This window comes from Desulfamplus magnetovallimortis, assembly GCF_900170035.1.
Lineage (GTDB): Bacteria > Desulfobacterota > Desulfobacteria > Desulfobacterales > Desulfobacteraceae > Desulfamplus > Desulfamplus magnetovallimortis.
Window position 1 is genome coordinate 108,382 of sequence record NZ_LT828556.1, and the last position, 13,242, is coordinate 121,623.

12 protein-coding genes are annotated in these 13,242 nt (G+C 38.4%); 9 read left to right on the plus strand and 3 right to left on the minus strand.

Annotated features, from left to right (window positions below; all coding sequences use genetic code 11):
• Positions 1–4: 4 nt before the first annotated feature.
• From MTBBW1_RS21875 to MTBBW1_RS21895, 5 genes are all read left to right on the plus strand, one after another.
• Positions 5–1,459, plus strand: a complete 1,455-nt coding sequence (locus MTBBW1_RS21875) for an MBOAT family O-acyltransferase (RefSeq protein WP_080807191.1) — start codon at positions 5–7, stop codon at positions 1,457–1,459.
• Positions 1,460–1,517: 58 nt separating this feature from the next.
• A complete protein-coding gene (locus MTBBW1_RS21880) occupies positions 1,518–2,366 on the plus strand; it encodes a hypothetical protein (RefSeq protein ID WP_139786862.1) in 849 nt (282 codons plus the stop codon).
• On the plus strand, positions 2,344–2,814 hold the full coding sequence (locus MTBBW1_RS21885) for a hypothetical protein (RefSeq protein ID WP_080807196.1): 471 nt from the start codon (positions 2,344–2,346) through the stop codon (positions 2,812–2,814). Before MTBBW1_RS21880 ends, MTBBW1_RS21885 begins: the two co-directional genes overlap by 23 nt.
• Positions 2,815–3,078: 264 nt before the next feature.
• The gene (locus MTBBW1_RS21890) at positions 3,079–3,876 is read left to right on the plus strand and encodes a cytochrome c3 family protein (protein WP_186441634.1); all 798 of its coding nucleotides are present in this window, start codon (positions 3,079–3,081) and stop codon (positions 3,874–3,876) included.
• Positions 3,873–5,447 (plus strand): GMC oxidoreductase, encoded by a 1,575-nt coding sequence (locus MTBBW1_RS21895; RefSeq protein ID WP_080807201.1) that lies wholly within the window; start codon positions 3,873–3,875, stop codon positions 5,445–5,447. The genes MTBBW1_RS21890 and MTBBW1_RS21895 overlap by 4 nt, the downstream gene beginning before the upstream one ends.
• Positions 5,448–5,694: 247 nt before the next feature.
• Here MTBBW1_RS21895 and MTBBW1_RS21900 read toward each other — a convergent pair whose 3' ends face one another.
• The 3 genes from MTBBW1_RS21900 to MTBBW1_RS21910 form a co-directional block, all read right to left on the minus strand.
• Positions 5,695–6,108: a type II toxin-antitoxin system VapC family toxin gene (locus MTBBW1_RS21900; RefSeq protein WP_080807204.1), complete on the minus strand. Its 414-nt coding sequence runs from the start codon at positions 6,106–6,108 to the stop codon at positions 5,695–5,697.
• Positions 6,092–6,328 (minus strand): type II toxin-antitoxin system Phd/YefM family antitoxin, encoded by a 237-nt coding sequence (locus MTBBW1_RS21905; RefSeq protein ID WP_080807206.1) that lies wholly within the window; start codon positions 6,326–6,328, stop codon positions 6,092–6,094. Before MTBBW1_RS21905 ends, MTBBW1_RS21900 begins: the two co-directional genes overlap by 17 nt.
• A 141-nt stretch (positions 6,329–6,469) precedes the next feature.
• A complete protein-coding gene (locus tag MTBBW1_RS21910; RefSeq protein WP_080807211.1) occupies positions 6,470–7,921 on the minus strand; it encodes a protoporphyrinogen/coproporphyrinogen oxidase in 1,452 nt (483 codons plus the stop codon).
• Between the two features lie 336 nt (positions 7,922–8,257).
• Here MTBBW1_RS21910 and MTBBW1_RS21915 point away from each other — a divergent pair, with 336 nt between their 5' ends.
• The 4 genes from MTBBW1_RS21915 to MTBBW1_RS21930 all read left to right on the plus strand — a co-directional run bounded on the left by MTBBW1_RS21915 (position 8,258) and on the right by MTBBW1_RS21930 (position 12,946).
• A complete protein-coding gene (locus MTBBW1_RS21915; RefSeq protein ID WP_080807213.1) occupies positions 8,258–9,682 on the plus strand; it encodes a glycosyltransferase family 2 protein in 1,425 nt (474 codons plus the stop codon).
• On the plus strand, positions 9,679–11,442 hold the full coding sequence (locus MTBBW1_RS21920) for a glycosyltransferase family 2 protein (RefSeq protein ID WP_080807216.1): 1,764 nt from the start codon (positions 9,679–9,681) through the stop codon (positions 11,440–11,442). Before MTBBW1_RS21915 ends, MTBBW1_RS21920 begins: the two co-directional genes overlap by 4 nt.
• A gap of 83 nt (positions 11,443–11,525) precedes the next feature.
• Positions 11,526–12,308 (plus strand): peptidylprolyl isomerase, encoded by a 783-nt coding sequence (locus MTBBW1_RS21925; protein ID WP_186441635.1) that lies wholly within the window; start codon positions 11,526–11,528, stop codon positions 12,306–12,308.
• A gap of 158 nt (positions 12,309–12,466) precedes the next feature.
• Complete coding sequence (locus MTBBW1_RS21930; protein ID WP_080807222.1) at positions 12,467–12,946, plus strand: hypothetical protein; 480 nt, start codon at positions 12,467–12,469, stop codon at positions 12,944–12,946.
• Positions 12,947–13,242 lie beyond the last annotated feature (296 nt).

Genomic DNA, 13,242 nt, shown 5'->3' on the forward strand with positions numbered 1-13,242 from the left:
CCGAATGCTTTTTAATTCAATTGATTTTGCCATATTTTTACCTGTTGTTTTTTTTCTTTACTGGTTCGTAACCCAGCGCAATCTCAAAATCCAGAATCTTCTCCTTGTTGTTGCAAGCTATCTTTTTTATGGATGGTGGGACTGGCGTTTTCTAACCCTGATTATGTTCAGCTCCGTTGTTGACTATGCTGTGGGTCTGGGATTATCAAGGGCAAATAACAGGGCAAGACGTAAGCTTTTACTTTGGGTAAGCATCATAGTAAATCTTGGATTTTTAGGGTTTTTTAAATACTACAATTTTTTTATTGACAATTTTATAGCAGCTTTTGCTTTTTTTGGTGTTTCACTGTCAAAAAATACTCTTAATATAATATTGCCTGTTGGTATAAGCTTTTACACTTTTCAAACTTTAAGTTACTCCATAGATGTTTACAGAAAAAAAATTGAGCCAACAAAAGATTTTATTGCATTTTGTGCATTTGTAAGTTTTTTCCCCCAGCTTGTTGCAGGACCGATTGAGCGAGCCACAAATCTTCTGCCTCAATTCTATAAAAAAAGAGTTTTTGACTATGCAGCCGCTGTGAATGGAATGCGTCAGATTTTGTGGGGACTTTTTAAAAAAATAGTAATTGCTGATAACTGTGCCCGCTATGCCAATATTATTTTTAATAATTATCATGACTATTCCGGAAGTACACTCTTGCTGGGCGCTTTTTTTTTCACATTCCAAATTTATGGAGATTTTTCAGGCTATTCAGATATTGCAATTGGAACATCGTCACTTTTTGGATTTAAGCTGAAAAGAAATTTTGCATATCCATATTTTTCAAGGGACATGGCAGAGTTCTGGAGGCGTTGGCACATATCTTTGTCAACATGGTTCAGGGATTATCTTTACATTCCACTTGGCGGAAGCCACTGCACAATTTTAAAAAAGATCAGAAATCTATTTTTGATCTTTACAGTAAGTGGGTTCTGGCACGGTGCAAACTGGACATTTATTGCCTGGGGGCTTTTCAATGCCATCAGTTTTTTGCCCTTGCTTGTGCTGGACAAAAATAGAAATAATCTAGACATTGTAGCAAGTGGAAGGGTTTTGCCATCTTTCAGTGAATTGTTCAGGATTTTGCGAACCTTTCTGTTGATTGTAATATCATGGGTATTCTTCAGGGCAGAAACCATTGGCGATGCTTTTATTTATATACGTAATATTTTTACATTATCTCTGATTTCAGCTCCCGGGTTTCGTGGTGATGAAGAGGTGCAAACCACCATTTTTTTAATCATTGCCTTTATCATTGTGGAATGGTGTGGTAGAGAACACCAGCACGCTCTTTCAGGTATGGAGAGGGTGTTGCCCAGAACAGGAAGGTGGGTTTCTTATATTGTATTGATATTGATTACATATTTTTATGGCAACTTTTCTGAATCAATTGAATTTATCTATTTTCAATTTTAGATTCAATAACAATGATATGAAACAGTTCATTTATAATATCCTGTGGTTTGGATTTTGTTTGATTTTGATCAACATGATTCTTTTCTCCATCACATATGCGGTCTATTTAAGACCATACGAAAACGTTGATTTGACATATCGTACCTATCTTCTGTCAGATTCCCATGGACTGGCGCTTGCTGATTTAATGGAAAATGATGGAATTTTTAACTTTTCCGCAGGAAGTGATTCATATGTTGATATGCTCAGGAAACTCAAATATCTGATAAATCACTCCCATGTTAAAAAAATTATACTTACTGTTGATGATCATCAGCTATCTCCATACAGAAATCTATCAAACAACCTTGACAGATCCTTGTTTTTTGCATCACGGCAGGATTTTTCAAATATATTTGAATTTTTCAAGTGCAACTTAAAAAGATATTGTGTTCTGTTGAACCCTAAAAGCAGGGATATTCTTGATTCTTGGTTTGAATCACTATTTACTGATAGAAAAAATGTCCGAAAATGGAAAGATGTTCCGGAGAATGAGAAAGATAGAAGATCTCTTGCAAGGGTAAATGTTCAGTTCAGATATAAGAAGCAGGCTGATCTTCTCCTAACCTCATTAAATCAAATAATTGCTCTTTGTCGTATGCATGATATTGAGATTGTCGGTATTAAATATCCGCTCAGCAAAAATTTCATAAGAGTTAAGGGAGACAGGAGGTTTTTTGCTGATGATGTTTTGAATTATTATGATTTGAAAGTTTATGATTTCGAAGAATTATTCAAGGAGAGGGATGACTATTTTTTGAATACAGATCATTTGAACAGTGAAGGCGGAAGAGCCTTTGCAGAAGTTCTTTTGAATCATGTTATCCGACATGAAGAGGGGATATATGGACAGGCGTTACTTTTTTAAAACAATTTCTGTGCTGGCATTTGCATCAAGTTCTGCATTTTTAATGGTATCCTATGCAGGAAGACTTTTTTATAAAATACCATCAATCTACTCCGATGATCTTGACGTAAAAGATAAAATTGCATTTACAAGCTCTGTATATCCATTGTTTTCAGATGAGCATCTACTTGATGATGCCAATGTAATTCTTGCCAGAAAAGGTGAGTGGGCAACCATTCAAAAAACTTTTTTTGCATATTATTATGGTGAAAGAAAGAATATCTCTTCGGATTTTCCTTTTTTGAAAATTTTCAGCTCAACCAGGGGAGATAAAAGCAATAATAACCAAAGGTTTGCATCTCTTTCCAGCAATAAGAGAGAAGATATCATTGTTGAATATATCCATTATGCAAAGAATAATACAAAAAAGAGCTTGATGCATTTGATTCTGCAAGGAACTCTCTGTTAAAGCACCTTGTACGCCACTCATTTTCTCCTTTTTCGGCATATGGATATCCTGACAGGCGTATTTTGCCGTTTATGGCCGATCCCTCATGGCCGGAGTATCATGAAAAACCAGGTACCCTTGTAAGTTACCGATAAAACCTCATGATAGCGAGGGATCACAACGATGCATTAAAGCCATGATATTCCAGTTTTTGTAAAGGTGTCAAGTTGTAAGGCTTTTTGTTAGCCGTCATATATAAGGTCTGCAAGTTCACATATGAGAAATATGAATATTTTAAAAAAAACAATATATGTAATTTTGATGATAGCATCCCTCTGCATGTTTGCTGTGGGTGCGGGAGAAATGACTTCTGGCTCTGATTTCTGTATATCATGCCATGCCATGAAGCCATTTCATGCCGCAAGGCAGAACTCTATGCATTTTATTAAAAAAGGTAATGAGATTCACTGCTCAGAGTGTCATGTGCCGGAGAAGTTTCCAGACCGCTATTTTTATAAAGTAAAAAATGGTATTAAAGATATATATAAAACAATAACCACTGACAATATTACAAGGGACTATTTTAATTCAAAATTTAATGATAGAGGGAATTTTGTTTTTAACGATGCATGTATGAAATGTCATGTTGCAGGGCTTGAGAATGACAGGATACCCCGTGAGATTATTGCCGTGCATAAGCATATTCTGTCTGGTGTTGATAACAAGATGAATTGCGTGGATTGTCATGGAGGGATGGAGCATGACGGAAGAAAAGTATTTGACTGGAAAATGGTCAAAAAATTCATTCATGCCGAGAAAAGCCAGTTTGAGGCAGAAAACCGGAAAATTGAAGAGATTATCAATAAAACATGCCTTGCATGTCATTTGAAAGATGGTGCAGAACTGGGTGGTTTGGGCTGTTTTGATTTTGCCATTGAACCCGGTAATTATCTTCCCCTGAAAATAGGAATAGAGTTTTATGAAATGCCTCCGACCCGTACCTTCAGAAAATATGCCCTTGAAGCCATGGCTGAACTTGAAATCATGGTTGAAAGAAACAAAAAGATGGTAAAAGACAAATGAAACCTGAATTTGACATTGTAATCATCGGAGCCGGCCTTACCGGAGGTCTTGCCGCAGACTATTTTACCAGGATTGGCAAGAATGTATGTATAATCGAGCGAGGAGGCGACTATTTTCCAGATCGTAAAAATCTTTGGAGTGAGCGTCATATTAATGTTCCGGGAACCAACAGATGGGTAACAGTCTCAAAAGATGACCCTTATGAGCGTACGGAAATCAAAACCGAGGACAGCGACTATAAATTCAAATATAACATGAAATTTGGTATGGGGGGGGCAGGGGCCGTCTGGAGCGGTGCATCATTTCGATTCAGGCCAGCTGATTTCAGGTTACGTTCAATGTACGGTGTTGGAGACGACTGGCCCATCACCTATGATGATCTGGAGCCGTGGTATGCACTTGCTGAAAATGAGCTTGGTGTTTCCGGCTCAGATCCATTTTCATACTGGCAAAGATCATCTGACTACCCCATGGATGCCTTCAGGCAATCTTTTCTGGATGGGGTATTTATGCGTCACTTTGGGAAAAAATTTCCTTTGATGCCCATTCCATGTGCGGTTGCCTCGGAAAAATACAGGGGCAGAGGACCATGCATTGGAGCACACTCCTGTGTTTCGTTCTGCCCTTCTGAAGCCCGATACAATCCTAATCAGAATCACTTGACAGATGCCATTGAAAGAGAATCATGCACACTGTATAAAAGAGCCATGGTGACAAGGCTTAATATGGATGATAATACTTATCATGTAAAATCTGTCACTGTTTTACCTGAAGGAAGTGCCCCAATAGAGGTAAAGGCCGAAAAATTTATACTTGCCGGCAATACTGTTGAAAATACCCGTTTGCTTCTCTTATCTGGAAACAGCAGATTTCCCCAGGGGCTTGCCAATTCAAGTGGTCTTGTTGGGAAGAATTTCATGTCAACAGGGGCATGTGTCTGGAACCTTGAGTTCCCCGAGTTTACGTATCCATTCAGGGGACGCCCTATTACATCTGTATGTGCAGAGTACAGTGATGGAAATCACCGAAGATTTATGTCATCCTTCCTGATTGAAGTTTGGAATGATGTCTGGACCCATGGAGGTCTTTACTATTACATTGAAAAACTTGTTGCCCAGGGGCATTGGGGAACAACTCTTAAAGGTATGGTTGACGAGTACATGCGTAAAATGATCATAACTGCTCCATTTGAAATCCTTCCCAGAATGGAGAGTACCATCACCCTTGATCCTGATGATACTGATGCCTTTGGGCTTGCTCTTCCGGTAAACCATATTAAGCTTGGAGATTATGAATATGGTGTAAGAGAGTATATTGAAAAACGCCTAAAAAATGCCTCTCCGGATATTTTAATCAGCGTTTCCGGAGCAGGCATTAATGGAAATCACCCCTATGGAACCTATAGAATGGGGAAAAACAGCAGGGAAGGTGTTGTTGATGCCAATCTTCGTTCGTTTGATCATGAAAATCTTTATATCATGGGAGGCGGGTCTTTTGTAACCGGCACATGTTTTAATCCAACCCTTACCATTGCAGCACTTGCCTTGAAGGCTCTTGCTTCAATGGGATGAACAGCTTGTTTCTGGATTTTTGGCCATCTTTCATATATTTTCAAGAGGCGTAAGTTCTAAAATCTACCACCACATATTGTACTTTTAATTCTCTGAAAAATACTATCTGTGGTCTTCTTTGAGAGAACTTATGACTTACGAGATATATTTACCAGGTAATTTACACTTTGCTGGTTCAAACCTTAGAAAACCGGGTGTTTTGCTCTTTAAATTGTAAAACGGAAAATGCCGATTCTTGTCGGCATTTTTATACTTTTTCAGTTAACAACTTCGCATTTTTGGCTGCGTTTAATTGTCGATTGTCAGATGAAACGAAAAGATCTGCATTCCATTGTAATGCACAAGCAACATGCAAAGCATCCATTGCCCTCACAGAATTATTTTCAAGCACAAGAATTGCATCCGTAATGACTTCAGGCAATAAATTGATTATTGTTACATCATCTGTTTCTGTGGCCAGACAAGTTTTAATCTTTCGGTATTGAGTTTGTGAAATTGCCCCTTCCCGAATACGACGATTTATGGCTGATATGATTTCAGGAATACAAATGACGGATAATGCTAATTCAGTCGCCTTTTGACATATAGATTCAACTGAATCACTACCCGGTTCCTCAATATAACGTTTTGCAAAAGCAGATGAATCAAAAAATATTTTCATTGTTCCGTTCTTCTATAATTGCAGATGACAGCTCAGCACCATTAGATGAAAGTCTTAAAGCTGGTTTTTTCCAGGCTGGTAAATTTTTTGTTATTGAAACTGGTGATACTTCTGCAATGGGCTTTCCGTGTCGAATTACAACGAATACTTCTCCTTGTTCAACGTCAGAAAACAGCTCAGATACGTTTTTACTAAATTCGGTAAAGGTTATTGTTCTCATAATGCACCTCCATATTTATGTGCTTTAATGTGTACTATAATGTGCATTTTGTCAATTTGTATTTTTTTTGCTTTTTTTTGTTAGATGCCCAAAAGTTGAATGTGCTTATTCCAGGGACATTTTACGACTATTGATGTCATTTTAATTGTAAAAGGTTGATGGATGGGGGCTGTTGACAACTCCAGGATACCAAAGCGTCAGCTCCTCACCTTGGTACAGGATTTTCCCGGCGCATTCAACTCCCTGCATGAATGAGTGATCCATATTACCCACCTCATACCGCCATGCACCAAATCTGCCTCTGGAATAGACCCCTTTTTTTTCAAACTCTTTCAGCATGGGAAAGAGCAGTTTGTTCCTTTCAATGGAAGGTGTGGGATAACCATGCTCCATTCTGAGATACCATGTGTGATCTATCTCGTCTCTGCTATTTATAAGTTTTGTGTTTAGTGCGCCCTGTATGATTTCATCCATGACTTTTTCGGGATTTGATCTGACTTTTTTTGCAGGACTTTCGCTAACTTCGCACATAAGTGACCATGATGTTTTAATATCAGGCACATTGTAAGGGGAGTAGTTGCTGAATACAGTAACACGATAAAATGGATTGTCATTTTCAGGAAAGTATATCCAGCATTTATCTCTGAGATGCTCTGGTGTTTCTCCTTTTAGGGCAATTCCTGCAACATGGGTTGACGAGTGTTTCAAATTCTGTTGTGTCAGGGCATTTTCTGTTTTCTGAGCTGTCCATGTTGCCAGGGAAAGATCGGTTGTCATCTGTGAAAGTGCAGTTATTGGTATGGAACTTATCAGAAGATCATATTCCTTTTTTGTTCCATCTTTAAACGTGATTGTTTTGTTTTTTATATTTATGGATTTTAGTTCTGCATTAAAATGCATTTTTTCCTGTGGAAGGTGCGCTGCAATGTTTTCCCAGACAGCTCCTGTGCCCCTGTATTTTGGAAATCTGAATCTGGAGTTTGGTCCCCATCCTATATCATCTTTGTCATTCAGGTGGTTGTCCAGGATGCGTTTTAGATCAACTGTGGCAACCCGTTCTCCTACCCAATCATGGCTTAACTCCTCCACAGGCCATGCCCACACCTTATAATTGTAGGGTCTTAAAAAGTGTTGTGCCAGACCCTCTCCAAATCCTGCATTGATCCAGTCCCCAAAGTGTTTTAGTCCATTGGTATGGCTTGTACAGTTTTGTTTGTTACTGCCTGCATGCAGATCCAGCAGTCCGTGAATGCATGACCTAAAGGTCTCCTTTGAGAGGCGGTGTATGTTATTCTGGATTGGATATGGAACAAAACGGTTTTCCATCCACACCCAGGCACTTCTGTCATGGTAGAGCCAGTCATTTTCTTTGTCCATGACTGTGTCCATTACAGTATCAAAATATCTGTAATGGCTGAACAATACATGGCCGCCTATATCCCACCAGAAGTTTTCAGAATCTTTAAACGATGCGGAAAGACCACCAGGATGGCTGTTTTGTTCGTACAGCTCCCATTTTTCATGGCCAAGCTCGTTGAGTCTCCAGGCAGCTCCAAGACCGCACGGGCCTCCACCTATGATTAATATTTTCATAATTTACTCGAATGGTTTTTGGTTATAAGATATATGTTGCTTTACCGTGAAAACACCCGTCATGTTTTTTTATGATAGCGGGTGGCCATTAAAACCTCGGCCAAAATTCTCAGAAGAGGTACATTGTTGTGGATGAGGATGATACACAAGCCTTTTTTAAAATGCAAACCATAAACGGCATTTGTTTAATATATGTGTTGTGTAAAATATATAGCAAAATTATTTTTTTAGAACAATAAAGAGCAATTTACTTGATTTTTCAATTGAATTCAACTAATAAGGTCAGGCTGTGTTAAAACGAACTGATAAAAAACCATATTTGATAAGGGAAATGATATGGCAATGCCCAAGGTGCTGATTATTATTGTTACATGGAACAAGGAAGAATATGTGCTCAACCTTCTGAAAAGCCTTCAGAATATTGAATATCAAAGAGCTTCCATGAAGATTGTTGTTGTTGATAATGCCAGCACCGACACTACTGTTGAATCCATAAAAGCACTTTATAAAGATGTAACACTTCTTTGCAATGAAGAGAACCTTGGTGGGACAGGAGGTTTCAACACAGGACTTAAATGGGCATCAGAGCAGCCGGCTGGTTCATTTGACTATTTGTGGCTTCTTGATAATGACGTTGTAGTAAACAGATATGCTCTTATAGAGCTTGTTGAGCTACTTGAATCAACGCCTGATGCCGCTGTTGCCGGGTCAACCATGATGCAGCAGGACTATCCCTGGCGAATTAATGAAGTAGGCTCATTCTACAATCGCAATACAGGTGAACTTGTTTTTAATCTTCATCTTACAACTATTCATCCATGGAAAGGACGTGCTGTTGAGGAGATGCTTGATACAAAGTGCGACCTTTCCCATTTTATACCTGACTACCATCCCAGTCTGGATGTAGATTATGTTGCAGCAGCTTCTCTTTTGATTCGTTCTGATGTGGCAGCTAAAGCTGGATTGTGGCTGGATTGTTTCATTCATTTTGATGATGTTGAATGGTGTCTCAGAATATCTGAAATGGGCTACAGGGTACTTGTCTCATGTCGTTCATTGATATGGCATATGTCTGCTGTGGTCAAAGTGCCTACATGGGTTGTTTACTACGATTGCCGGAATGCACTGACTGTTTTAAAAAAATATGCAAAAGATAAAAAAAATGTTGCAAGGGCAGTCCGAAGACAGCTTTATAAGGCAACGTTTCTTAAGATGATTGGCAGATGTGAACTTGCAGACCTTGTACTTGATGCAGTGGATGACTATCGGAAAGGGCGCATGGGGCGAAAAGATGATATCTGCCTGCCTCCGGTAAAAAGTCACCATCAGCAGCTACTCTCTGAACTTCCGTTTATGGATCCGAATATCAAAAAAATTCTTGTTTCATGGCATGTGAATCTCCATGCCACAAAAATTCAGGAAAAACTTGTTAAAACCGTAAGGGAGAGGCCGGATATAACCATTGACTTTCTCACTTTCCCTGGTGGAGATGCTGTGTATCAGTTTCCAGGTGCCAATATGGTAGCAATTTCCATGAACAGGATGTTGAGGATGATCCAGTACTACCGTCTAAGGGGTAAGTATGATCTGGTCATACAGTCTGATTATAAACGTGTGCTTTTTCTCTCATGGCTTGATTCAAAAATAATGTTTTTGAATAATGAGAATTACTGCCTCAGATCTGCACCTACTTTTTTAGAAATGTTAGGATTTTTAAAAAATTCAATTTTTAAGCGCCTTTTTGCCGGAGGTTCACGTTGAAAGAGAGCCTTGAAAAATATGGAGCATTTTTTAAAAAGATGTTTGCATCCTCTTCTTTGTTTAAAAAAGGAAGAAATGTTGTTTTTGACAGGGCATATGGTAAAATTAAAGAGAGACGTTCCCTTTTCAGAGAGAGAGACGGAAACAGGGTTGATAATGAGGATGTGTCGCCACCGGATATGCCGGATGACCGCCTTCTGAAATTCTGGGCAAGCAGTGAATGGGCAGAGTATCAGGCATGGATCTTCCACAATGATTTCATCACCTGTGATGACTGGAAAGAGATGCGCAAAAGAGCTGTTTCGTTTAAAGCCAAGCCTTTGATTTCTGTTATTACTCCCACATATAATACAGATACAGAGATGCTCTTAGAGTGCATACGTTCGGTTCAAAGCCAGGCATATCCATTCTGGGAAATGTGTATTGCTGACGATGGCAGCACCTCTTCAGAAACACTTGAATTGCTGAGGGAAACTGCTGCTTTTGATCCCCGGATCAAGGTATCGTTTTTGCCGGAAAATCATGGAATATGCCATGCCACAAATAATGCAATTGGTATGGCATCCGGAGAGTACTTAGCATTTCTTGACCATGATGACAGGATCTCGCCTGCGGCTTTTTATTATGTTGCAGATGCACTGAATCATAACTATTCTCTGGATGTGATTTACTCTGATCGAGATATGCTTTCCACCAGGGGACTTAGGTTTATGCATCTTTTCAAGCCAGGGTGGTCTCCAGAGCTTCTTTTTTCCATGAACTATATTTGTCACCTTATGGTTTACAAAAAATCTCTGGTTGATATGGTCGGAGGTGTCCATGAAGAGTTTGAAGGTTCCCAGGATTATGATCTTGTTTTGCGGGTTATGGAGAAGACAAAAAACGTACACCATATTTCAAGGGTTCTCTACCACTGGCGTCAGAGCGAGCAATCAGTTGCGTTAAATCATAATGTGAAAGATTACGCCTACAAAGCCGGTGTAAAAGCTCTGGAGCATGCTTTAAAAAGAAGAAATCTTAATGGAACAGTGCAGGAGATATCAACTTTATGGCGTGGGCACTACCGGGTTCAACTGGATGGCCCGTCATCAGATGATATTTCAGTTCATTATATTGAAAATGATTTCCCTTTGGATCAATATGTGACAAGAGTAAATAAAGAGTTTTCTGCTTCTTCCAAAAAACGACCTTTTCTGTTGTTTGTTGGACAAGGTCTTACAGCATCAGATGCAATGGCAGCATATAAGGAGATGGCCTCCTGGCTTCAGGTGGAAGGCGTTGGGATAGTGACCGGAAAGATAGTTGATGCAAAAAAACGTATAGTACATGCCGGCATGGTTCAAAAATCAGATGGTGTTCCCTTGTTTACTTATGAAGGGGCAGATGCTTCAGTGCCAGGATACATTGCAGCCACGGCAGTCGTGAGAAATGTCAGTGCCCCTCATCCGTGGTGTTTTGCTGTAAGAAGGGATGTATGGGATTCTCTTGGAGGGTTTGCTCGTGGTTATATTGGGCCACATGCGGTTATTGATTTCTCTTTAAGGGCAGAAAAACAAGGTTATCGTACTGTTTTTACTCCGTTTGCAGATTTTTTAGATCCTTGTGAATCAATTGTGCCTGCATCATCATGGCCACAAGAGGATGTTGTTCATTTTCTGAGGAAATGGCAGGCAAGGTTGACAAATGGTGATCTATATTATAATAAAAATTTGACTTTGAAACTTGAGGATATGGGACTTGATTATTCTGTTTCAAAATAATACACATAATAGCTTTTTGTGGTAATAAGGACAATGGAACAATGAGGTATAGCAAGCTGCATGTATTGTTTTTTAAGATTTTGATGATAGGCATTTTATCTTTTGAATGCTTTTCTCTCTTCTGTTATGCAGAAGAGTCAGAAAAGATATTTTTTTCAGGAGACGGTTTTTCTGTAACACAAAAAGATCTTGATGCAGAGAACGAGATGCTTTCAGCAAGTTTTGATACAACAAAAGAGGAAAAGTTGAGAGTTATCCTTATGGACAGGCTTTTTAAGCTTGAGTATCAAAGTACGTCTGATGATTTGCTGCTTGATAAAAAAGTTCAGAGGATGACGGAAAAATATCTGGCTTTGCTTTACAAAAAGAAGCTTGACTCTCAAATTGAAATTTCTGAAGATGTTTTGCAATCTTATTATATTGCAAATCCGGAGCTTTTTACTGAACCCCAGAAATACAGACTTCAACTGCTTATGGTGTCAAATAAGGTTGTCTGTGATAAAATTTTTTCTGATGTTACTCAAAATAAAAGAACCTTTGAACTCGCTGTGGAAGAAGAGAGCATTGATAAGGAAACCACTCCGAACAAAGGGGAACTTGAGTGGATGGCTGAAAACAAGATGCCCCGTGAATTTGCGGCAAATGTTGAAAACCTTCTGCCAGGAGATGTTTCACAGCCATTTCAATATAATGGGAATTGGGTTCTTCTAAAAGTGCTTGAGATGAAGCCGCCAGAAAAAAAAGTATATGAAGATGTAAAAGACTCAATACGTTCAACCTTGACAAGAAAAAAAATGTTTGCTCAGGTTAATTCTGAATTTGAACGTCTGAAAGCCAAGTATCAGGTAAAAGATGAGGGAATGTGAACAGTAGTGGTTGATTTTAGCCTCTTCTGTGTTTAAATGCTGTTTTAAAAAGTGGATGTACATATTTTTTATTTGTATTCTGAAAATTGATTGCTGAAGAATAAATAGTATGGGTTTAAAAAATAAAAGGCTTCAAATGATTAAGGCGGTGGAAGGCAATGTTTAATAAATTAATGAATTTGTGGCTGTTTGCTGTTGTTCTGCTATCTCTTATTTCTCCACAGCAGCAGTTGAGAGCAGATACTGCAAACAGAAATTCCAGTTATTCTGACTTTCAAATTGATTTCACAAGTACGGTTGACAATGTGCCCGACGCTTTATTGAAAAATATTATGGAATACTGGAACTTTAAAGGCCAGCTTCAGTTTGAAAAAACATATGCTTTTGAGGCGCCTCATACAAAATATCAGTTTTCTATGGAAAAATACTTGAATATTCATCAAAAGGCACGAAAATTGAATGAAGTGCTTTTGTTGAATGTTGAAGAGTTGTTTGATATTGCGGATATAAGAGTTAAAATTTTCTTTTCAGATGATGATCATTCCGATATAAACTATCAGATTATAAATGAGCGCTGGATTCTTCTACATGGAAAGTGGTGTCATGTTTTTAGAAATCCAATGCTTAATATATACTGAAACTTACCGTTATGTTTGATTATAAGAAACGTTAATTATGATTATTTGTTGTGCTTGATTTGTAGTTAGTGAGAGATTGTTTTTGTTTTATAAAATTGTATTCAGCTATTAATTTGGATGTTCTTGGACAATAATTTTGTTGACAAGGCATTGCTTGGTTGATACATGTTCTTTCTATGAGTTTAAAAGGTAAAGGTTTATTTGGGCTAAAACAAAAATGAATTTTTTTTAGAGGAGGTGGTGGGTAAAATAGAGAAATTGGATTCAAAGTATGTTTTGAAGTATATTTTAAGTAG

What these genes read in the sequence shown, in the direction of transcription:
- MTBBW1_RS21895 (WP_080807201.1), top strand. Translation starts at nt 3,873, where the DNA reads ATGAAACCTGAATTTGACATTGTAATCATCGGAGCCGGCCTTACCGGA.
- MTBBW1_RS21885 (WP_080807196.1), top strand. Translation starts at nt 2,344, where the DNA reads ATGGACAGGCGTTACTTTTTTAAAACAATTTCTGTGCTGGCATTTGCA.
- MTBBW1_RS21930 (WP_080807222.1), top strand. Translation starts at nt 12,467, where the DNA reads ATGTTTAATAAATTAATGAATTTGTGGCTGTTTGCTGTTGTTCTGCTA.
- MTBBW1_RS21915 (WP_080807213.1), top strand. Translation starts at nt 8,258, where the DNA reads ATGGCAATGCCCAAGGTGCTGATTATTATTGTTACATGGAACAAGGAA.
- MTBBW1_RS21925 (WP_186441635.1), top strand. Translation starts at nt 11,526, where the DNA reads ATGATAGGCATTTTATCTTTTGAATGCTTTTCTCTCTTCTGTTATGCA.
- MTBBW1_RS21890 (WP_186441634.1), top strand. Translation starts at nt 3,079, where the DNA reads ATGAATATTTTAAAAAAAACAATATATGTAATTTTGATGATAGCATCC.
- MTBBW1_RS21910 (WP_080807211.1), bottom strand. Translation starts at nt 7,921, where the DNA reads ATGAAAATATTAATCATAGGTGGAGGCCCGTGCGGTCTTGGAGCTGCC.
- MTBBW1_RS21875 (WP_080807191.1), top strand. Translation starts at nt 5, where the DNA reads ATGCTTTTTAATTCAATTGATTTTGCCATATTTTTACCTGTTGTTTTT.
- MTBBW1_RS21905 (WP_080807206.1), bottom strand. Translation starts at nt 6,328, where the DNA reads ATGAGAACAATAACCTTTACCGAATTTAGTAAAAACGTATCTGAGCTG.
- MTBBW1_RS21900 (WP_080807204.1), bottom strand. Translation starts at nt 6,108, where the DNA reads ATGAAAATATTTTTTGATTCATCTGCTTTTGCAAAACGTTATATTGAG.